This is a genomic window from Pseudomonas sp. H2_A10 (assembly GCF_054680085.1).
The window spans coordinates 1570377-1590595 of record NZ_CP162821.1 but is presented as its reverse complement, the minus strand read 5'-3'; the positions used below and the strand labels follow the sequence as shown (position 1 = coordinate 1590595).

General features: G+C 62.9%; 23 protein-coding genes. 12 read left to right on the top strand and 11 right to left on the bottom strand.

All coding sequences use genetic code 11. The annotated features are described in order from the left end of the window. Nucleotides 1-122: 122 nt before the first annotated feature. From AB4O23_RS07365 to nrdR, 8 genes are all read right to left on the bottom strand, one after another. On the bottom strand, nt 123-851 hold the full coding sequence (locus AB4O23_RS07365; protein WP_065879168.1) for a substrate-binding periplasmic protein: 729 nt from the start codon (nt 849-851) through the stop codon (nt 123-125). Between the two features lie 66 nt (nt 852-917). Beyond that, nucleotides 918-1883 (bottom strand): thiamine-phosphate kinase, encoded by a 966-nt coding sequence (thiL, locus tag AB4O23_RS07360; RefSeq protein WP_065879167.1) that lies wholly within the window; start codon nt 1881-1883, stop codon nt 918-920. A gap of 18 nt (nt 1884-1901) precedes the next feature. Beyond that, nucleotides 1902-2402: a transcription antitermination factor NusB gene (nusB, locus tag AB4O23_RS07355; protein ID WP_017525988.1), complete on the bottom strand. Its 501-nt coding sequence runs from the start codon at nt 2400-2402 to the stop codon at nt 1902-1904. Continuing rightward, complete coding sequence (gene ribH / locus AB4O23_RS07350; RefSeq protein WP_003194576.1) at nt 2399-2875, bottom strand: 6,7-dimethyl-8-ribityllumazine synthase; 477 nt, start codon at nt 2873-2875, stop codon at nt 2399-2401. Before ribH ends, nusB begins: the two co-directional genes overlap by 4 nt. An 88-nt stretch (nt 2876-2963) precedes the next feature. Further along, complete coding sequence (gene ribBA, locus AB4O23_RS07345; protein WP_017525987.1) at nt 2964-4055, bottom strand: bifunctional 3,4-dihydroxy-2-butanone-4-phosphate synthase/GTP cyclohydrolase II; 1092 nt, start codon at nt 4053-4055, stop codon at nt 2964-2966. Nucleotides 4056-4070: 15 nt separating this feature from the next. After that, nucleotides 4071-4733, bottom strand: coding sequence for a riboflavin synthase (locus AB4O23_RS07340; RefSeq protein WP_017525986.1), 663 nt, complete (start codon nt 4731-4733; stop codon nt 4071-4073). A gap of 48 nt (nt 4734-4781) precedes the next feature. Next, nucleotides 4782-5909, bottom strand: coding sequence for a bifunctional diaminohydroxyphosphoribosylaminopyrimidine deaminase/5-amino-6-(5-phosphoribosylamino)uracil reductase RibD (gene ribD / locus AB4O23_RS07335; protein ID WP_065879166.1), 1128 nt, complete (start codon nt 5907-5909; stop codon nt 4782-4784). Continuing rightward, on the bottom strand, nt 5906-6376 hold the full coding sequence (nrdR, locus tag AB4O23_RS07330; RefSeq protein WP_026067112.1) for a transcriptional regulator NrdR: 471 nt from the start codon (nt 6374-6376) through the stop codon (nt 5906-5908). The genes ribD and nrdR overlap by 4 nt, the downstream gene beginning before the upstream one ends. Before the next feature lie 139 nt (nt 6377-6515). Here nrdR and AB4O23_RS07325 point away from each other — a divergent pair, with 139 nt between their 5' ends. Genes AB4O23_RS07325 through trxA form a run of 3 tightly spaced genes read left to right on the top strand, consistent with a single transcriptional unit; the run spans nt 6516 to nt 8535 of the window. After that, entirely contained in the window at nt 6516-6971 is a 456-nt protein-coding gene (locus AB4O23_RS07325; protein ID WP_460062738.1) for a YbaY family lipoprotein, read from the top strand. Then, nucleotides 6968-7630 (top strand): class I SAM-dependent methyltransferase, encoded by a 663-nt coding sequence (locus AB4O23_RS07320; RefSeq protein WP_065879165.1) that lies wholly within the window; start codon nt 6968-6970, stop codon nt 7628-7630. The genes AB4O23_RS07325 and AB4O23_RS07320 overlap by 4 nt, the downstream gene beginning before the upstream one ends. A gap of 32 nt (nt 7631-7662) precedes the next feature. Further along, entirely contained in the window at nt 7663-8535 is an 873-nt protein-coding gene (gene trxA, locus AB4O23_RS07315) for a thioredoxin (protein ID WP_017525981.1), read from the top strand. On the opposite strand, the gene AB4O23_RS07310 is transcribed toward trxA, so the two are convergent. Continuing rightward, a complete protein-coding gene (locus AB4O23_RS07310) occupies nt 8532-8879 on the bottom strand; it encodes a hypothetical protein (protein WP_137220456.1) in 348 nt (115 codons plus the stop codon). The genes trxA and AB4O23_RS07310 overlap by 4 nt on opposite strands. 131 nt (nt 8880-9010) lie before the next feature. Here AB4O23_RS07310 and AB4O23_RS07305 point away from each other — a divergent pair, with 131 nt between their 5' ends. From AB4O23_RS07305 to AB4O23_RS07285, 5 genes are all read left to right on the top strand, one after another. Continuing rightward, nucleotides 9011-9613, top strand: coding sequence for a DUF2796 domain-containing protein (locus AB4O23_RS07305; RefSeq protein ID WP_137220455.1), 603 nt, complete (start codon nt 9011-9013; stop codon nt 9611-9613). An 8-nt stretch (nt 9614-9621) separates the two neighbouring features. Continuing rightward, nucleotides 9622-10332, top strand: coding sequence for an ABC transporter ATP-binding protein (locus AB4O23_RS07300; protein WP_068934173.1), 711 nt, complete (start codon nt 9622-9624; stop codon nt 10330-10332). Between the two features lies 1 nt (nt 10333). Continuing rightward, on the top strand, nt 10334-11599 hold the full coding sequence (locus AB4O23_RS07295) for an ABC transporter permease (RefSeq protein WP_068934171.1): 1266 nt from the start codon (nt 10334-10336) through the stop codon (nt 11597-11599). A gap of 11 nt (nt 11600-11610) precedes the next feature. Continuing rightward, nucleotides 11611-12132, top strand: coding sequence for a DUF3299 domain-containing protein (locus AB4O23_RS07290; protein ID WP_065879161.1), 522 nt, complete (start codon nt 11611-11613; stop codon nt 12130-12132). A gap of 94 nt (nt 12133-12226) precedes the next feature. Beyond that, a complete protein-coding gene (locus AB4O23_RS07285) occupies nt 12227-12925 on the top strand; it encodes an OmpW/AlkL family protein (protein WP_017525975.1) in 699 nt (232 codons plus the stop codon). Nucleotides 12926-12988: 63 nt separating this feature from the next. Here AB4O23_RS07285 and AB4O23_RS07280 read toward each other — a convergent pair whose 3' ends face one another. Together AB4O23_RS07280 and AB4O23_RS07275 are read right to left on the bottom strand one after the other, a co-directional pair. Then, the gene (locus tag AB4O23_RS07280; RefSeq protein WP_017525974.1) at nt 12989-13873 is read right to left on the bottom strand and encodes a sugar nucleotide-binding protein; all 885 of its coding nucleotides are present in this window, start codon (nt 13871-13873) and stop codon (nt 12989-12991) included. A gap of 177 nt (nt 13874-14050) precedes the next feature. Continuing rightward, a complete protein-coding gene (locus AB4O23_RS07275; RefSeq protein ID WP_065879160.1) occupies nt 14051-16150 on the bottom strand; it encodes a mechanosensitive ion channel family protein in 2100 nt (699 codons plus the stop codon). 148 nt (nt 16151-16298) lie between these two features. Between AB4O23_RS07275 and AB4O23_RS07270 the strand changes: the two genes are divergently transcribed. From AB4O23_RS07270 to AB4O23_RS07255, 4 genes are read left to right on the top strand one after another with little or no spacing between them, the layout of a single operon-like run. Further along, nucleotides 16299-17225, top strand: a complete 927-nt coding sequence (locus tag AB4O23_RS07270; RefSeq protein WP_017525972.1) for a DUF72 domain-containing protein — start codon at nt 16299-16301, stop codon at nt 17223-17225. Next, on the top strand, nt 17222-17998 hold the full coding sequence (locus tag AB4O23_RS07265) for an endonuclease/exonuclease/phosphatase family protein (RefSeq protein WP_017525971.1): 777 nt from the start codon (nt 17222-17224) through the stop codon (nt 17996-17998). Before AB4O23_RS07270 ends, AB4O23_RS07265 begins: the two co-directional genes overlap by 4 nt. Then, nucleotides 17995-19263, top strand: a complete 1269-nt coding sequence (gene clsB, locus AB4O23_RS07260) for a cardiolipin synthase ClsB (protein ID WP_135196959.1) — start codon at nt 17995-17997, stop codon at nt 19261-19263. Before AB4O23_RS07265 ends, clsB begins: the two co-directional genes overlap by 4 nt. Continuing rightward, nucleotides 19253-20197: a lysylphosphatidylglycerol synthase domain-containing protein gene (locus tag AB4O23_RS07255; RefSeq protein WP_068934167.1), complete on the top strand. Its 945-nt coding sequence runs from the start codon at nt 19253-19255 to the stop codon at nt 20195-20197. Before clsB ends, AB4O23_RS07255 begins: the two co-directional genes overlap by 11 nt. The last annotated feature ends 22 nt before the right edge of the window (nt 20198-20219 follow it).

Genomic DNA, 20219 nt, shown 5'->3' with positions numbered 1-20219 from the left:
TCCTGATTTCAGATTTCACAGAGGCGGGCATTGTAACAGCAGGTTCCTACAGACGCTTAAGCTGAATGATCGCTGATAAAGATCAATCGGTTTGATTGGCCTTCGTCCCGGTTCTATGCAGGTTAGAACGGATACGGCAGTTTCCAGCGCTGGAAGATCGGCTTGAGCTCGCCACTTTTTACCAGGACGGCCATGCGCTGGTCGAACACCGTGCGCAATGCCCGCCCGCGTTCGGTATCGGCAAAACCTACGTAGAGCGGCAAGTCGATGATGTGAGTAAGCCGGAATGTGGCGGGGTCTTGCGCCTGGCTGAGAACCTCGTTGGCTTCGGCGAGGGCATCGATGTAGAAGTCGGCACGGCCATGCTGGAGCATCGGCAAAATGCCCTCGCGCCGCTCGATCTGTTTAAAGCGCCGCATGTTAGGCAAATACCCTTCGTACTTGTAACCGCGCATCCAGGCCAGGCGGTAGTCGCCCAGCGTTGCCGCGCTCGGCGTCGGTGAGGAGGCCAACCCGAGGGCATAGATCCGGTCGGAGTCGAAGTTCCAGCGCGGGTACAGCACGCCCTTGACCTCATCGCGGTAAGAACCGACCCAGCCGTCCACTTCACCGCACTGGGCCAGGCCCACGGAGCGGGTGTAGGGCTCGATGCGGGTGTGCAAGGTGATCCCGGCCGGTTCGAATACCCGTCGCAATACGTCCCAGGCCAGGCCGCTGCCGTCGGCATTGGTGTAGTCGTCCCAGGCCTCACTGGCCAACATGACGTTGCCGGGAGGCACCGCGCTATCCTCTGCCCGCCCACAGGTCGAAACGACACACAGCAGTATCAGCAGCCAGCGGCGCACGTGCATCGGTACGACCTCCTGCAAAGCCTTGCATCGGTAATGACGTTATAGAGGGTAGCCCAGCACACCGATTCAGGGCGTCTGGCCAAAATGTTGATAACCACGCAGAGCGGGAGTGATGTCTTGCCCGCCGGCATCAAGCAGCGTTACGCCCTGCCCGGCCTCGACGCGGCCGATAACATGCACCGGCCAGCCGGCGGCCAGTAACGGCGCCAACTCGACGGGCGGCAGGGTGAACGCCAGCACATAGTCGTCGCCGCCGCTTAACGCGGCCACCCTGGCCTGCTCATCCCCCAAAAACGCGAGCAAGGCCTCGGACAACGGCAAGCGCTGACGCTCGATCAACAGGCTTACGCCCGACGCCTTGGCGATATGCCCGCAATCGGCCAACAAACCGTCCGAAATATCCATGGCGGCTGTCGCCCTGCCCCGCAGCGCCAGGCCCAGCGCCAATTGCGGTTGCGGCGACCAGTAATGCGCCAGCAGCGGGTCGGCAATGCTCGCATCGGCATTGCGTTGGCCCAGTACCAGCGGCAAGGCACCTGCGGCGTTGCCCAAGGCGCCGCCGACACACATCAGGTCGCCCGGTTGCGCACCGCGCCGCGTCAACGCTTGCCCGGCCGGCACACGGCCGAACACCGTCAGGGTCAGGCTGAGCGGCCCGCGCGTGGTATCGCCGCCCACCAGGCCCACACCGCAGCGTTGCGCCATGGCGTTCAACCCTTGGGCATAGCGTTGCAGCCAGTCGGCTTCGACCGTCGGCGTGGTCAGGGCAAGGGTGAATGCGAGGGGGTTGGCGCCCATGGCAGCCAAGTCGCTGACCGCCACGGCCAGCGAGCGCTGGCCGAGCAGGAACGGATCGCAAGGGTCGGCAAAATGCACGCCGGCCACCAGGGTATCGGTGGAAATTGCCAGTTGCTCCCCAGGCGGGAGTGCCAGCAAGGCGCAGTCGTCGCCGATCCCCAGGGCAATGCCTTCGCCACCCTGCGCACAGGGCGCGGCGGCGAAGTAGGTGCGGATCAGCTCAAACTCACCCATTCGGGACTCAAGCGCAACTTAGCGCTTGTGTTCCTTCACTTCGGCTTCACGCAGGCGCGGGGCCAGCTTGTCGAGCACGCCGTTCACGAACTTGTGGCCGTCGGTCGAACCGTAGACTTTCGCCAGTTCGATGCCTTCGTTGATCACCACGCGGTACGGCACGTCGACGCGCTTGAGCAACTCCCAGGTGGACAGGCGCAGTACGCACAGCTCAACCGGGTCGAGTTCTTCGAGGGTCAGGTCCAGGCAGGGCGCCAGGGCTGTATCGATCTCGGTCAGGTTGGCATGCACACCGTGCAGGATGTCGTGGAAATAGCTCTGGTCGGCGAAGGTGAAGTCGTTATCGACGCGAAACTGCGCCTCGATTTCGTTCAGCGAAGCGCCTGCCAGGTGACGCTGGTACAGCGCCTGGGTCGCGAGCTGACGCGCTTTACGACGCTTTTCGCTCTTGGATGGCTTGCCGGCATCCGCAGGGCGCGGGTCCTGAGGGTTGAACTGATCGCTCTCGTCGGAAATCACTTGGCCTCCAACTGCGACAGCAGGCTGACCATTTCCAGGGCGGACAGGGCAGCTTCAGCGCCTTTGTTACCGGCCTTGGTGCCGGAACGCTCGATGGCTTGCTCGATGGAATCAACGGTCAGTACGCCGAACGCGACCGGCACGCCGAACTCCATGGACACCTGGGCCAGGCCCTTGGTGCATTCACCGGCCACGTATTCGAAGTGCGGAGTACCGCCACGAATGACCGCGCCCAGGGCGATGATCGCCGCGTATTCGCCCTGTTGGGCAACTTTTTGCGCAACCAGTGGAATTTCGAAGGCGCCAGGGGCGCGGATGAGGGTGATGTCGCTTTCGCTCACACCGTGGCGAACCAGGGCATCCACGGCACCGCTTACCAGGCTTTCAACCACGAAGCTGTTGAAGCGGCCAACCACCAGGGCATAGCGGCCTTTGGGGGCGATGAAGGTACCTTCGATGGTCTTCAGGGTCATTCGACAAATCTCTTAAAGAGCCGGGACGCGAAAAGTGCGCCCCTCAGTGATGATTTAACCGCGAACAAGGGGCAAAAATAGCCGGCCTTTATTCGGAGGGCACGTATTCTACAACTTCCAGATCGAATCCGGATATCGCATTAAATTTCATCGGTGCGCTCATCAGGCGCATTTTGCGCACCCCGAGGTCGCGCAGGATCTGCGAACCGGCACCGACGATGCTGTAGGTGGTCGGTGTTTTCACCTGGGTCTGCTCGGCAGTTTCGCGAATATGCGCCAGCAACACGTCGCCATCCACCGGGTTGCCCAGCAGCAGCACCACGCCGCTGCCGGCCTCGGACACCGCAGCCATGGCGGCGCGCAGGCTCCAACGGCCGGGTTGCTTGACCATCAACAGGTCGCGTAGCGGGTCCATGTTGTGTACGCGCACCAGGGTCGGTTCTTCACCGCTGATGGCGCCCAGGGTCAGTGCCATGTGCACATCGCCTTCCACCGAATCACGGTAGGTCACCAGGTTGAATTGGCCCAGTTCGCTGTCCAGCGGCTGCTCGGCAATCCGCTGAACGGTACGTTCGTGGATCATCCGGTAGTGAATCAGGTCGGCGATGGTGCCGATCTTGATGCCATGTTCGGCGGCAAAGGCTTCGAGTTCGGCGCGACGGGCCATGGTGCCGTCGTCGTTCATCACTTCGCAGATCACGCCGCTCGGCTCGAAACCGGCCATGCGCGCCAAATCACAGGCGGCTTCGGTGTGGCCGGCACGGGCCAGGGTGCCGCCCGGCTGGGCCATCAGCGGGAAGATATGGCCGGGGCTGACGATGTCTTCGGCCTTGGCGTCCTTCGCGGCCGCGGCTTGCACGGTGCGGGCGCGGTCGGCGGCGGAAATACCGGTGGTGACGCCGGTGGTCGCTTCGATCGATACGGTGAACTTGGTGCCAAAACCAGAGCCATTGCGCGGCGCCATCAGCGGCAGCTTGAGCAGCTCGCAGCGTTCGCGGCTCATGGGCATGCAGATCAGCCCACGGGCGTGCTTGGCCATGAAGTTGATGTGCTCGGGCTTGCAGGCCTCGGCGGCCATGATGATGTCGCCTTCGTTCTCGCGGTCTTCGTCATCCATCAGGATGACCATCTTGCCTTGGCGGATGTCTTCAACCAGTTCTTCGATGCTATTGAGCGCCACGTGGCACCCCCTTGGTCAGGATTTCAGGTAGCCGTTAGCGGCCAGAAAACTTTCAGTGATGTTCCCGGACGCAGGCTCTGCGGCCTTGTCGCCCATCAGCAGGCGTTCCAGGTAACGGGCAAGCAAGTCGACTTCCAGGTTCACCCGGCGACCCGGCTGGTACGACGCCATGATGGTTTCGCTCAGGGTGTGGGGAATGATGGTCAGTTCGAATTCGGCGCCATTCACGGCGTTCACGGTCAGGCTGGTGCCGTCGACGGTGATCGAGCCTTTGTGGGCGATGTACTTGGCCAGCTCTTTGGGCGCGCGGATGCGAAATTCCACGGCGCGCGCGTTTTCGCTGCGCGCAACCACTTCACCGACACCGTCGACATGGCCGCTGACCAGGTGGCCGCCCAGGCGCGTGGTGGGGGTCAGGGCTTTTTCCAGGTTGACCGGGCTGCCGGCCTTGAGGTCGTTCATCGCGGTGCAGTCCAGGGTTTCCCGGCTGACGTCGGCGGCAAAGCCGTTGCCAGGCAGCTCGACGACGGTCAGGCACACACCGCTGACGGCGATGCTGTCGCCCAGCTTCACGTCGCCGAGGTCGAGTTTGCCGGTTTCAACCAGCAGGCGCACGTCGCCGCCTTTGGGGGTCATTGCACGGATGCTGCCGATGGATTCGATAATGCCGGTGAACATTTCGTTCTCCTGAAAACGGGGGGCTGACGCTCAAGCGCAGGCCGGGAATTATACGCTCGCTGCTGGCACAGGGATGGCAGTGACTCGCCAGTCATCGCCTACAGCGCGCATTTCAGTGATCTTGAGTTGGGGGGCATCGGCCAGTTTCTCAAGCGGCCAGTCGAGCAACGGCCGCGCAGCGGAGCCGAGGAACTTGCCGGCGATGAAAATCACGTATTCGTCCACCAGGCCTTGTTGGGCAAAGGCGCCTGCCAGGCTTGGGCCGGCTTCCACCAGCACCTCGTTGACGCCACGCGCAGCGAGGGCGACCAGGGCCGAGCGCAGGTCGACCTGGCCGTCCACGCCGGGCACCACCAGGCACTCGGGGCCACGGGGAAACTGGTTTTCCGGGGTGACGCACGTAATGACCAGTGCCGGGCCGGCCTTGAAGAATGGCGCATTGAGCGGCACGCGCAGGCGGCCGTCGATCAATACGCGCAGCGGCGGGCGCGACATGGCCAGGGCCGTGGTGGCGGCATCCAGGCCCAGCTCGGCGGCGCGCACGGTCAGGCGGGCGCCGTCCGCCAACACCGTGTCGGCGCCGGTCAGTACCACGCTGGCCTCGGCACGCAGGCGCTGCACCGCCGCGCGGGCAGCGGGGCCGGTGATCCATTGGCTTTCGCCGCTGGCCATGGCGGTGCGCCCGTCCAGGCTCATCGCCAGCTTGACCCGCACAAACGGCAGGCCATGTTCCATACGTTTGAGAAACCCCGGGTTCAACGCCCGCGCCTGAGCTTCCAGCACGCCGCTGCGAACCTCGATCCCGGCCTGGGCCAGACGCTGCATGCCGCGCCCCGCCACTTCCGGGTTCGGGTCCTGCATGCCGGCCACCACGCGCGCGACGCCGGCACTCACCAGCGCATCGGCGCAGGGCGGCGTGTGGCCGTGGTGGCTGCACGGTTCGAGCGTCACGTACACCGTGGCGCCACGGGCCTTGTCACCGGCGGCGCGCAGGGCGTTGGGTTCGGCATGCGGTTCGCCGGTGCGTTCGTGCCAACCTTCACCGACCACCTGCCCATCGCGCACGATCACGCAGCCCACTCGCGGGTTGGGGTGAGTGGTGTACAGGCCGTTGCGCGCCAATTCTAGGGCGCGGGCCATGTAGTGGGCGTCGAGCACTGCCTGTTCAGAGGTCATTGTTTGGCAGGCTCACGGGCCAGGCGGTCGATCTCTTCGCGGAACTCATTGAGGTCCTGGAAGCGTCGATACACCGAAGCGAAACGGATATAGGCGACTTCGTCGAGCTTTTGCAGCTCGCTCATCACCAGCTCTCCTACCACCAGGCTCTTGACCTCGCGCTCGCCGGTCGCCCGCAGCTTGTGCTTGATATGCGCCAGCGCCGCTTCCAGGCGCTCGACACTCACCGGGCGTTTTTCCAGGGCGCGCTGCATACCGGCGCGCAGTTTTTCTTCGTCGAAGGGCTGGCGGCTGCCGTCGGACTTGATCAGACGCGGCAATACCAGTTCGGCGGTTTCGAAGGTGGTGAAACGTTCACCGCAGCCAGAGGCCAGGCATTCGCGCCGGCGACGCACTTGATCGCCCTCGGCGACCAGACGCGAGTCAATGACCTTGGTGTCGTTGGCACCGCAGAAGGGACAGTGCATGGTGGCAGGCAACAAAAAAAGGGAGGGCCATGGTAGCGCATCCCCGTGGCAAGACAAGCCATAGCCTTTCCGGTATACAGGCGGGCTATTATGTTTGTTACCTTTCACGTCACGGATTTTGTCCTTTTTGGAGCCGTACATGCAGTTACGACCCTGTGTTTTGCTCGCTTTGTTCAGTGTTCTGGTCGCCTGCAGCAGCGAAGCCCCCAAACCGTCCACGCCTCAACCCGTGCCCGCGCAAGAGAAAAAAGTCCCAGGGATCGAAGACCTCGGCCCGTTGCCGGCGTACCAGCGTGAAATCAATGGCAGCCTGACCAACGTGCCTGCCGGCGCGGAAGTCGAGATGGCCCTGCTGGTGATCGACGACCGTTCACGCCCACAACAATTGCTCGCCAGCAGCGTGCTCACCGGCAACGGCAAGCCCCTGGCGTTCCGCCTGCGCTTCAACCCCGAGGCCTTCCCGGCCGGTGCGCGGGTCGAACTGCGCGGCCGCGCCAGCCAGTCTGGCCAGTTGATCCTGCACCTGCCCGCCGTGCGCATTACCCAGGCGATCACCCAGACCACCGGCCCACTGGAACTCGTCAAGGCACCATGACGCCACCGTTGGACTTGCAGCGCGCGCTGAGCGAGCTGATCGGCGACGCCCACTTGGTGCCCTGCCCGCTGCCGGGCACGCAGCTGTCGTTGTGGCTGCTGGATGCCGACAATATGGACCGCGCCTTCAGCCCCGAAGAAACCCGACGCATCCTGCACGAACCGCCCTACTGGAGCTTTTGCTGGGCGAGCGGCCTGGCATTGGCGCGCTACCTGGCGGCCAACCCCGAGTGGGTCGCCGGCAAACGCGTGCTGGATTTCGGAGCAGGCTCCGGCGTGGCTGCGATTGCGGCCGTCAAGGCAGGCGCATTGGAAGTGGTGGCCTGCGACCTGGACCCGCTGGCGTTAGCCGCTTGCCGCGCAAATGCCGCGCTCAATAACGTGGCATTGACCTATTCGGCGGACTTTTTCGCCGAGGCTGACCGCTTCGACCTGATCCTGGTGGCCGATGTGCTCTATGACCGCGCCAACCTGCCGCTGCTGGACCAGTTCCTCACCCGTGGCCGCGAAGCGCTGGTGGCGGATTCGCGAGTGCGAGACTTCCAGCATCCGAGCTATCAGCGCCTGGAAATCCTGGATGCCCTGACCCTGCCCGACCTGGCCGAGCCTTGGGAGTTTCGCAAGGTGAGCCTGTACCATTCGCGGCGCCAGCCCTTATAGTTGCCCCATTCCCGCTTTATTCGAGACGCCCCATGAGTGAGCCCACGCCGTACATCTTCGACGTCACCAGCGCCAACTTCGACCAGGCCGTGATTCAGAACTCTTTCGAAAAACCCGTATTGGTGGATTTCTGGGCCGAGTGGTGCGCGCCGTGCAAGGCGTTGATGCCGATGCTGGCGCAGATTGCCGAGAGTTATCAGGGTGAGTTGCTATTGGCCAAGGTCGATTGCGAAGCCGAGCAGGATATCGTCGCGCGGTTTGGCATCCAAAGCCTGCCGACCGTGGTGCTGTTCAAGGATGGCCAGCCGGTCGACGGTTTTGCCGGGGCGCAGCCCGAATCAGCGGTGCGCGCGCTGCTCGCGCCGCATGTGCAGATGCCACCGCCCGCGGCGGCAGATCCGTTGGAACAGGCCCAGGCATTGTTCGCCGAAGGCCGCATCAGCGATGCCGAAGCCGTGCTGGTCGCGCTGCTGGGCGAGGACAACAGCAACGCCGCCGCGCTGATTCTGTACGCCCGCTGCCTGGCCGAACGCGGTGAGCTGGGTGAAGCCCAGACCGTGCTCGACGCGGTGAAAAGCGATGACCATAAAGCCGCCCTCGCCGGCGCCAAGGCGCAAATCACCTTCCTGCGCCAGGCTGCCGACCTGCCGGACGCCGCCGACCTGAAAAGCCGCCTGGCGCAAAACCCGCAGGACGATGAAGCCGCCTATCAACTGAGCATCCAGCAACTGGCCCGCCAGCAATACGACGCGGCGCTGGAAGGACTGCTCAAATTGTTTATCCGCAACCGCAGCTACAGTGAAGGCCTGCCGCACAAGACCTTGCTGCAGGTGTTCGAGTTGCTGGGCAACGATCACCCGCTGGTCACTGCATACCGCCGCAAATTATTCGCTGCGCTGTACTAATCGCCGACCCAGCTGTACAGCGGCGTATCCCCGCCGCTGGCGACTTTGACCTTGGCACTGTGGCGCAGGCGCACGAGCAGGCGCTTACCCGCCGAGGCGTCGCCGGCCAGGCCTTCGAGCCGGTCGAGCAGTTCCAGGCCGCTGAGCTGCCCGGCGTTGCGCAACAGGTCTTGGGCGCTCTGCCACAATTCATCGTTGTGTTTAGCCGGTGCCGCCGGCGCGGTGGCCGTGTTGGCCGCGGGCGCCGTCTGCAACTGCGCGCCCAGCCGTGCCCAATCGCCGTCGTCCAGCTCCAGGGTCAAGTCCACCGGCAGGTTGCCGACGGTTCCACGAATTCGCAACATCGTCCTCACTCCTGCATTTTTCTGACGGGCATGCTCCCATGCGGCTTGCGCAACGCCAAGCAGGCGGTCAAACTCTCGGGCATATTGTTATAAGATCACATAACAAAACTTTCATCTTCTGGAGTGTACTCATGCGCCGTCTGTTGCTCGCTTTGCCGTTTGCCCTGCTGCCACTGGCCATTGCCCATGCCGCAGACGAACATGATCACGACCATGAGCACGGCAGCCTCGGTGCCCACGAACATGGCGTGGGCCGCCTCAACGCGGCACTCGACGGCCAGGCCCTGGAGCTGGAGCTGGACAGCCCGGCAATGAACCTGGTGGGCTTCGAACACCTCGCCACTAGCGCGGCGGACAAAGCCAAGGTCGCCGCCGTGCGCAAACAACTTGAAAACCCACTGGCCCTGTTCAACCTGCCAGAGGCCGCCGGTTGCGTGGTCAGCAGCCAGGAACTGAACAGCCCCCTGTTCGGCGACAAACCCGAGGCCGACCACGACGACGATGATGATGACCATGACGCCAAGGACGGCGCCCATGAGCATCACCACGACCACAGCGAAATCCACGCCCACTACCAGTTCACCTGCGCCACGCCGACCGCGCTGAGCAACCTGGACCTGAGCCAGGTCTTCAAGACCTTCCCCGCCACCCAGAAAATTCAGGTACAACTGATCGGCCCAAGCGGCCAGCAGGGTGTTGATGCGACGGCCCAGGCAGCCACCCTGAAGTTCTGAGATACCCAATGACTCAAGCCTTAATCGAACTGTCTGACCTGGGCTTCAACTGGCCCGGTCACCCACAGTTGCTGGACATCCCCACGTTCCGTCTGGAACGCGGGGAAACGCTATTTCTCAAAGGCCCCAGCGGGAGTGGCAAGACCACCTTGCTGGGTTTGCTCGGCGGGGTGCAAAAACCCAGCCGGGGCAGCATTCGCCTGCTCGACCAGGAGTTGACCGCACTGTCGGCCGGCGCCCGCGACCGTTTCCGGGTTGACCACACCGGCTATATCTTCCAGCAGTTCAACCTGCTGCCGTTTCTGTCGGTGCGCGAGAACGTCGAGTTGCCTTGTCACTTTTCCAAGCTGCGCGCGCAACGCGCCAGGCAGCGCCACGGCAGCGTGGCCCAGGCCGCCGCCGCCCTGCTTGCGCACCTGGGGTTGAAAGACAACGAGCTGCTGGAGCGTCGCGCCGACTCGCTGTCCATCGGCCAGCAGCAACGGGTGGCCGCCGCCCGCGCGCTGATCGGCCAACCGGAACTGGTGATTGCCGACGAGCCCACCTCGGCCCTGGACTACGACGCCCGCGAAGCCTTCCTGCAACTGTTATTTGCCGAATGCCGCGAAGCCGGCGCGAGCCTGTTGTTTGTCAGCCATGACCAGAGCCTGGCGCCGTTGTTCGACCGCAACCTGTCGCTGGCCGAACTCAATCGCGCCGCCACGCCCGCAGAGGTTTGAGATGTATTTGTTTCGTCTAGCCATGGCCAGCCTGGCTAACCGCCGCTTTACCGCGATCCTCACCGCTTTCGCCATCGCCCTGTCGGTGTGCCTGTTACTGGCGGTGGAGCGCGTACGCGTTGAGGCGCGCAACAGTTTCGCCAGCACCATCAGCGGCACCGACCTGATCGTCGGCGCGCGTTCCGGTTCGGTGAACCTGCTGCTTTACTCGGTGTTTCGCATCGGCAACGCCACCAACAATATCCGCTGGGACAGCTTCGAGCATTTTGCCGCCAACCCCCAGGTGAAATGGGCGATCCCGATTTCCCTCGGCGACTCTCACCGCGGCTACCGGGTGATGGGCACCAACGATTCCTACTTTGCGCACTACCAGTACGGGCGCAAACAACACCTCGAACTGGCCAGCGGCCGCGCCTTCGCCACCGACCCGTTCGAGGTGGTACTCGGCGCCGAAGTCGCCGACGCGTTGCACTACAAACTCGGCGACAAACTGGTACTGGCCCACGGTGTGGCGGTGGTCAGCCTGGTCAAGCACGATGACAAACCGTTCACCGTGGTCGGCATTCTCAAGCGCACCGGCACGCCGGTGGACCGCACGTTGCACATCAGCCTGGGTGGCATGGAAGCCATCCACATCGACTGGCACAACGGCGTGCCGGCCCAGGGCAAAGGCCGCATCAGCGCCGACCAGGCGCGCAACATGGACCTGACCCCGCAGGCCATCACCGCCTTCATGCTCGGCCTGAACAACAAGATTTCCACCTTCGCCCTGCAACGGGAGATCAACGAATTTCGCGGTGAACCGATGCTGGCGATCCTGCCGGGCGTGGCGCTGCAAGAGCTGTGGAGCATGATGGGCACCGCCGAAAAAGCCCTGTTCGTGATCTCGCTGTTCGTGGTGCTGACCGGTTTGATCGGCATGCTCACGGCGATCCTCACCAGCCTCAACGAACGTCGCCGCGAAATGGCGATTTTGCGTTCGGTGGGCGCGCGGCCTTGGCACATCGCTACGTTGCTGATCTTCGAAGCATTCGCCCTGGCCTTGTCCGGCGTGATCGCAGGCGGCGGTCTGCTGTATGTATGCATCGCCGCCTCGCGCGGGTATTTGCAGGCCAACTATGGCCTGGACCTGCCGATGGCGTGGCCGAGCGAATATGAATGGACCTTGCTCGCCGGTATCCTGGGCGCTGCGCTGTTGATGGGCAGCGTGCCCGCGTGGCGCGCCTACCGCCAGTCTTTGGCCGATGGCCTGTCCATCCGTTTATGAGGAAGGTTTCGATGCGTCGTGCCCTGTTTGCGCTGTTGTTGCTGGTGGCCGTGCCCGCGTGGGCGCAGGACCAGCCCAAGGATTTGTCCTGGCAGGAGATGATCCCGCCGGACGCCCCGCCGGAAGTGCCCAATATGAAACCGCTGCACAACCTGTCGAACATGGCCGATGCCTTGTCGGTGGAAGCCGCGCCGGCCGCCAAGCAGGATTTGCCCAACGCGCCGGTGGTGCAAAGCCTCAATGGTCAGCATATTCGCTTGCCGGGCTATATCGTGCCGCTGGAAGTCAGCGAAGAAGGCCGCACCACCGAGTTCTTGCTGGTGCCGTATTTCGGCGCGTGCATCCACGTGCCGCCGCCGCCTTCGAACCAGATCGTGCATGTAAAAAGCGAAGTCGGCGTGAAGCTCGACGAGCTGTACCAGCCGTATTGGATTGAAGGCGCGATGCAGGTCAAACCGTCCACCAGCGAACTGGCCGACGCCGGCTACCAGATGGATGCCGAGAAAATTTACATGTACGAACTGCCGGAATAACGCTGATCGCCCTTTCATTGAGCTGAGTCAACGGACAGAACGGAACGATCTTTACCATTGGACGTACAACTTTTAAACGTCCTTTGGAGCTCCCATGAACAAGTCTCTGCTCGGCGCGTCCCTCTTCGCGCTCGCCCTCGTCGCCCCCGTTGCCCACGCTCACGAAGCGGGTGACATTCTGATTCGCGCCGGTGCAATCACCGTGAACCCGAAGGCCGACAGCAGCACTGTCAAAGTTGACCAGGGCCCACTGGCCGGCGCCAACCTGGGCGGTAAGGCGACCATGAGCAGCGACACGCAACTGGGCTTGAACTTCGCCTATATGCTGACCAACCACGTGGGTATCGAACTGCTGGCGGCCACGCCCTTCGAGCATGACGTGAAGATCAAAGGCACCGCCCTCGGCGCCGCCAACGGCAAGCTCGGCACCCTGAAGCACCTGCCGCCAACCCTGAGCGTCGTGTACTACCCGCTGGACAACAAGTCCGCCTTCCAACCCTACGTCGGCGCCGGTATCAACTACACCTGGATCTACGACGAACACGTCGGCAGCCGCGCCTCCGAAGCCGGCTTCAGCAATTTCAAAGCCGAAAACTCTTGGGGTTGGGCCGCGCAGATCGGTGCTGACTACATGATCAACGACAAGTGGATGATCAACGCCCAGGCGCGTTACATCGACATCAGCACCAAGGCCACCGTGGAAAACAACGCGGTCGCGCCGGGCACTCGCGCCAAGGTAAATGTGGACGTAGACCCGATGGTTTACATGGTGGGTATTGGCTACAAGTTCTAATCGGCACCGCATAACCCATGTGGGAGGGGGCTTGCTCCCTCCCACATTTTGCTTTGCGGTGGCTCAGCTGTGGCGGTAGAACCTGTCCAGCAACGCCGGCAGCCCCGCCCGCCATGCCCGTGGCTTGATGCCAAAGGTATGCAGGATTTTCTTGCAGGCCAGCACCGCGTGCTGCGGTTCGTCCGCCGCGTCCGGCCGGGCCGCGTGGGCCTGGGCGGTAGGCGCTTCGATGGCCAGCGCGTGGTAGCTGCGCGCTTCGGTGAGTATCGCCTGGCCCAGCGCCAGCGGCGTGGTCGCCTCATGCCCGGCGTAGTGGTACGTGCCCCATAGCGGCGCCGCGCAATCGAGTTGCTTGAGCACCGAGATGATCACCCGCGCCGCATCGTCCACCGGTGTCGGGTTGCCGCGACGGTCGTCCGCCATCAGCAATTGATCCGGTTGTTCGGCCTGGGCCAGAAAGCGACCCAAGGTGCCGTCGACACTGTCGTCCAGCAACCAGCCAAAGCGCAGCAGCACATGCTGCGGGCACGTGGCACGCACGCTCTGTTCGATACGCCACAACGCCTGGCCGCGCAGGCCCAGGGGCACCGGCTCGTCCTTCTCGCTGTAGGCGGTGGCGCGGGAGCCATCGAACACGCGGTAACTGGACGGTTGCACCAAGGTGATGGTGTGGTGCTGACAGAGTTCGGCCAGGCGTTCGATGGCGAACTCCTGGGCGGCCAAACGGGTTTCGCTGACCGCTTCGGCCTGGAACCAGTCGAAATAGTAGGCGAGGTTGATCAAGGCATCGGGACGGGTGTCGTCGAGCAATTGGGTGAGGCTCGCGGCATCCCAGCCGTCTTGGGGCGGTTTAGGGGCGAGGAAACCGATGTCTTCCTCCGCACCGAGGCGAATCAGCGCCTGCCCGAGGGCATTCCCGCCGCCCAGTAACATAAGGCGCATTCGCATAGATTGAGCAGGCCCGGTCTGTTGGGAACGATGGTTATGGTCGGCAGGCCCGTGAGCCTTGCCGTTGGCATTTGCCAGAATCGTTGCATTTTGCGGGTTTGTAGCGCAACCGTCACGGATAAAGTACGCACTGGCAACGTGTTGGCCGTCATTGCGAGCAAGCCAGAGCAGCCAACCTCATTCTTGTTGCCCGGGCTGCTCGGTCAGCGCCGCCGAGGCGGGCCTATCCTCATCCACCTGCGCCATCCGCCGGGGCAACAAAACCTGCTGTGGATAAGTTTGTGCGAAGTGCACCTCGGCGCAGTTATCCACAAGCTTTTTCAAGCGCTGGTTAAACGCCCGGCTCACCGCATATTGCCCGCCCGAGACGGTACGAAACTGCGCCGTGAGCACGACGCCGTTGAGGTCCATCCTGTCGACGCCAAACACTTCCAGCGGGCCTTGCAGGTTGTACTTGAGGAACACATCGTCGCGGATCGACTGCCCGGCCTCGCGAATCAGCTCCACGGCTTTGTCCACATCGGTGTCGTAGGTGAACTGCACCGAGAAGAACGCATAAGCAAATTGCCGCGACTGGTTGGTGACCGCCTTGATCTGCCCAAACGGAACCGAGTGGACAAAGCCCTTGCCGTCGCGCAGGCGCAGGGTGCGGATGGTCAGGCCTTCGACCGTGCCGGCGTGGCCGGAGTCGAGCACCACCCAATCGCCGATGGACAACGTGTCTTCGATGATGATGAACAGCCCGGTGATCACATCCTGCACCAGTTGCTGGGAGCCAAAACCAATGGCCAGCCCGACCACGCCGGCGCCCGCCAGCAGCGGCGCGACGTTGATGCCCAGATTGGCCATGGTGGTGATCGCGCAGATCACCACCAGGATGATCTTCACCGCATTGCGCAGCAGCGGCAGGATGGTTTTGACCCGTGTGCTCGGTTGGCGGCTGGCGCGTTTATTCACCGGTGGTTTCAGCGCTTCCTGGATGGCCGTGTCGAGCACCACCCAGAACAGCCAGGTCACCAGCAGGATCAGCCCGATGCTGCTCAAGGAGTTGCTGATGGCGCGACCTATGGAGTTGCGCTCGGCAAACTCAAACAATGACACGCCCCAGATGCGCCCGAGGATTTCGATAAAAGCCACGGCCATGACAATGCGCAAGACCGCGTGCAACAAGCTGAGGAAGCGCTCTTTGTAGGCACTGCTGCGCTGGATCGCCACCTGGCTGCGGGATTTGAACAGGTGCTGCAACACCGTGCTGAGAAATACCGTGCCGATCAGCAGGATGGTGGTGAACAGTGCGCAGCGCAGGACCTTTTGATTATCGTCACCGGCGCCGATCAGGTTGATCGCCGAGACCAGCACCATCAATAAAATCGGCCAGTACCACAGCCCGGAGAAGATCCGCAGCGATTGCTGCAAGGCCGGGTGTTTGAGGCGCTGGGCCAGTGGCCGGTTGCGGATCAAATGCGCGACAGGCCTGCGCAGGCGCACCACCAGCACGCCGAAAATCAGCGTCGCGAACAGCGCGGTAAATACCGCGACGCTGCTGGTGATATTGCCGCCAAGTTGGCGGGCGATTTGCGGGCTGGTCAGCGCGTCACTGAGGGCGGCGAGAAAGCCGATCAGGAACAGCGGTTTGGGGCAGTAGCCGCGAATAATCCGCACCGCCCGGCGCTTATGGCCGACAGTGAACATCACGATCACGCACAGCAGCATCGAGGTGGTAAAGATGCCGCTGCTGGTCGCATAGGCAAAACACAGCGCCAGTGCGCGGCCGACCGAAGTGGCTAAAAAATGACTGACATACAGGGTCAGCGGCAGGCAAATCAGGGCCGGGATCGTATAGGGCAGCACATAGCCAAGCACGCCCAGCAGGCGCCCGCGCCGTTCGACGAATGCGCGCTGGCTCAGGCGCCGCACGAGCAGTCGCCCCAGCAGCGTCAGCAGCGCAAAGGCGCCCAGCCACACACCCGACAACAAGAGGAAATCGCCGGCCACGCTCCACGGCGAACGCGCAGCCGTCTGGTCGACCAGGCGCCCGACTTCGTTCGCGGCCCGGTCGGCACGCAGGCGCCATTCGTCAATGACGTTCTGATTGAGATCCAGCTTCTGCTGTACGTCATCAATGCTGGAACTGATGGCGCCAAGCAGCCCGCCCTCCACCAGCAACTCCGGCTTGGCCGGCGCCTCCGGTTCCGGCGCGGTCGCCGCGGCGTGCAACGCGCCGTTGCCGCAACACAGCAGCACGCCGAGCAGTAAGGCAGTTTTTAAGTTCAGCAAAACTCCGAGCTCCTTCAGACGGGTCCGTAAGGAACTGACGGATTTGCGCTCTGATCGTTCCCGGGAATGTGCCGTCTGTAGGAACAGCGAAACTTTCAGCCAAATAGCGCAGTCATCCCACAACGACCCTATCTCTACGGGAGCAACCATGGCGGCGATTCATATCGGCATTTCCGGCTGGCGCTACACGCCCTGGCGCGGGGGCTTCTACCCCCAGGGGCTGACTCAGAAACGCGAATTGCAGTTTGCCTCGCGTGCCGTCAACAGTATCGAAATCAACGGCTCCTTCTATGCCTTGCAAACACCCCAGCGTTACGCCGAGTGGTATGCCGACACGCCTGAAGCGTTCATGTTCAGCGTCAAGGCGCCGCGCTACATCACGCACACCCTGCGCTTGAAGGACGCACACGCGGCCATGGCCAATTTCTTTGCCTCCGGCGTGCTTGAACTCAAAGAAAAGCTGGGCGCCATCCTTTGGCAATTCCCGCCCAGTTTCAAATTTGATCCCGCGTTGTTCGAAGGCTTTTTAAAGCAATTACCCACCGACACCCAACAGGCCGCCGCCCTCGCCCGCCAGCATGAGCCGCGCCTGAACGGCAAGGCGAGCCTGCAAGCCCACGGCAAACGCGTGCTGCGCCATGCGGTGGAGATACGGCATAAAAGTTTTGCCGAACCGGCCTTTGTGCAATTGCTTGAGCAGCACGGCGTAGCCTTGGTGGTGGCGGACACCGCCGGCAAGTGGCCGTATCTGGAAGACGTCACCGCCGATTTCGTGTACCTGCGCCTGCACGGCGATAAGCAGTTGTACGCCAGCGGTTATACGAGCGAGGCGCTCAAGCGCTGGGGTGACCGCATCGAGTGCTGGCGCCACGGCAAACAACCGCCGGACGCTCACCTGATCGACCCGCATCACACGCCCCATGCGCGTAAGCAGCGTGATGTGTTCTGTTTTTTCGACAATGACATCAAGGTGCGGGCGCCCTTCGACGCGCGCCAATTGCTCCACCGTTTCGGGTTGGATAAACACCTCGCCACCGAGCCCGGCCAACTGCCGCAACCGGGGGTATTGCCATGACCCACCCGGAACTGATCCCCACCCCGCCCTCCGCCGCCATCCGACGTTTTACGGTGCTGACGGTGAATATTCACAAGGGCTTCACCGCCCTGAACCGGCGTTTCATCCTGCCCGAGTTGCGCGAGGCGGTGCGCAGCGTAGGCGCCGACATGGTGTTTTTGCAGGAGATCCACGGCACTCACGAACGCCATCCACAGCGCTACAGCGACTGGCCGAGCATGCCGCAATATGAGTTCCTCGCCGACAGCATCTGGCCGCAGTTTGCCTACGGGCGCAACGCGGTTTACCCCCATGGCGATCATGGCAATGCACTGCTGTCGAAATTCCAGATCGTGCGCCACGACAACCTGGACATATCCCAAAGCGGGCACGAAAACCGTGGCCTGCTGCATTGCGTGCTGCGCCTGCCGGGTACCGGGCAAGAAGTCCACGCGATCTGTATGCACCTGGGCTTGCGCGAGGTCCATCGCCAGCAGCAACTGCGCCTGCTGGAGCAGCGTATCAGTGAGATTCCCGCCGATGCGCCGTTGGTGGTGGCCGGGGATTTCAACGATTGGCGCCAGCGCGCCGACCTGAGCCAGAGCGGCCTCAAGGAAGTGTTCGTCGAAGCCTTGGGCAAGCCGGCGCGCACCTTTCCCGCGCGCCTGCCGTTGCTCGCGCTGGACCGCATTTACGTGCGCAACTTAAAGGCCCATCACCCGAAAGTGCTGAACACACGGCCCTGGTCCCATCTGTCGGACCATGTGCCGCTCTCGGTGGAGGTCGAACTATGAACGTCGCGGTAGAGCACATTCCCACCGACCAACCGCCGGATGAAACCAAGGCCCGCGACCTGGACTACGGCTGGCAAAGCGGCAACCAGATCCAGTTGCTGGAGAACGGCGAGGCCTACTTTCCACGGGTGTTCGAGGCCATGCGCCAAGCCCAGCGCGAGATCCTGCTGGAGACGTTCATCCTCTTCGAAGACAAGGTTGGGTACGCGCTGCAACGCATCCTGATCGCGGCGGCGCAGCGTGGCGTGAAGGTGGTGGTGAGCCTTGACGGTTTTGGCTGTGGCGAACTGAGCCCGGCGTTCCTGAGCGAATTGGCCGACGCCGGGGTGATGGTGCAAATGTTTGATCCCGCCGCCAAAACCCTCGGCATCCGCACCAACTGGTTTCGCCGCCTGCATCGCAAGATCGTGGTGGTGGATGCCAGCGTGGGGTTTATCGGCGGGATCAATTTTTCGGCCGATCACCTGGCCGATTTCGGCGCCGAAGCCAAACAGGATTACGCCGTGCAAGTGGTTGGCCCGGCAGTGGCCGACCTGCATCACTTCGCCCTGGCGCAAAGCGGCCGCCAAGTGCGCACGCGACGCGGTTGGCGGCGCCGCCAGCAACGGCCTGCGCCTTGGTCGACCGAGCAGGGCGATGGCTGGGTACGTTTGATTTACCGCGACAACCTGCAACACCGCGACGATATCGAAGAGGCCTATATCCAGGCACTGAGCAAAGCCCAAACACGGGCGGTGATCGCCAATGCGTATTTCTTTCCCGGCTACCGCCTGCTGCGCGAGATCCGTAATGCCGCACGCCGTGGCGTGCAGGTGCAACTGATCATGCAGGGCCAGCCCGACGTGCTGCTGGCCAAGCTGGCGGCGCGCATGCTCTACGACTACCTGCTCAAGGATGGCGTGGTGATCCACGAATACTGCCAGCGCCCGCTGCACGGCAAAGTGGCGCTGGTGGACGACGCCTGGAGCACCGTGGGCTCCAGCAACCTGGACCCGTTGAGCCTGGCGCTGAACCTGGAAGCCAACGTGTTGATTGGCGACCGTGCGTTCAACCAGCAGTTGTATGAACGCCTGCAAGCCCTTGCGAAAAATCACTGCCGGACCATCCCGCAAAAGCGCAAGCCGCGCCTATGGCTGTGGCGATTGACCGTGGGTTTCCTGGTGTTCCATGTGATGCGCCACTTCCCGGCGCTGACCGGCTGGCTGCCGGCGCACAAACCGCGCTTGAAACCTTTTGTACACGAGGGCCAGGCCCATGACGTCTGAACGCTTCAAACGCTGGAAGAAACCCCTGACCGTCGCATTCTTCCTGCTGCTGATCGCGCTGTTCACCCTGCTCGCTCGCAGGATCGACTGGAGCGAAGTGGTCCAGACCTTGGGCGATTTCAAACTGCGCACGTTGTTGGTCGCCAGCGCGCTGACCTTATGCAGCTTTATCGTCTACGCCTGCTTCGACCTGATCGGCCGCACCTACATCCGCCAGCCCTTGCGCTGGAAGCAGATCCTGCCGGTGGGGATCATCAGCTACGCGTTCAACCTCAACCTGAGCGCGTGGGTCGGCGGCATCGCCATGCGCTACCGGCTGTACTCGCGCCTGGGGGTGAGCACCGGCAATATCGCCAAGATCCTCGGCTTGAGCCTGGCCACCAATTGGTTTGGCTACATGGCATTGGCCGGCGCGGTGTTCAGCAGCGGGCTGGTGACGATGCCGCCGGGTTGGAAGCTGAGCAGCGGCGCCTTGCAGGGGGTGGGCGTGCTGTTGGTGCTGGCCAGTCTGGGTTACCTGGCGGCGTGCCGGTTTGCAAAAAAACGCGCCTGGTCGATTCGCGGCATCGAGATCAATCTGCCCTCGCTGCGCATGGCCTGCTTGCAGTTGGCCCTGGGTGCGCTGAATTGGTCGCTGATGGCCGCGGTGATTTTTACCCTGCTGCCCGCCAAGCTGGACTATCCACTGGTACTCGGCGTGTTGCTGATCAGCGCGATTGCCGGGGTGTTGACGCATATCCCGGCCGGGCTCGGCGTGCTGGAAGCGGTGTTCATCGGCTTGTTGCAGCATGAAGCATCACGGGGCAGTTTGTTGGCCGGCTTGATTGCTTATCGGGCGATCTACTTTATTTGCCCGCTGCTGATTGCGCTGGTGATGTACCTGGCGGTGGAGGCCAAGGCGAAGGCGTTGCGGGTTAAGAAAACCGCCACGTGAGGGAAGAGTTGCCGGGCGTACC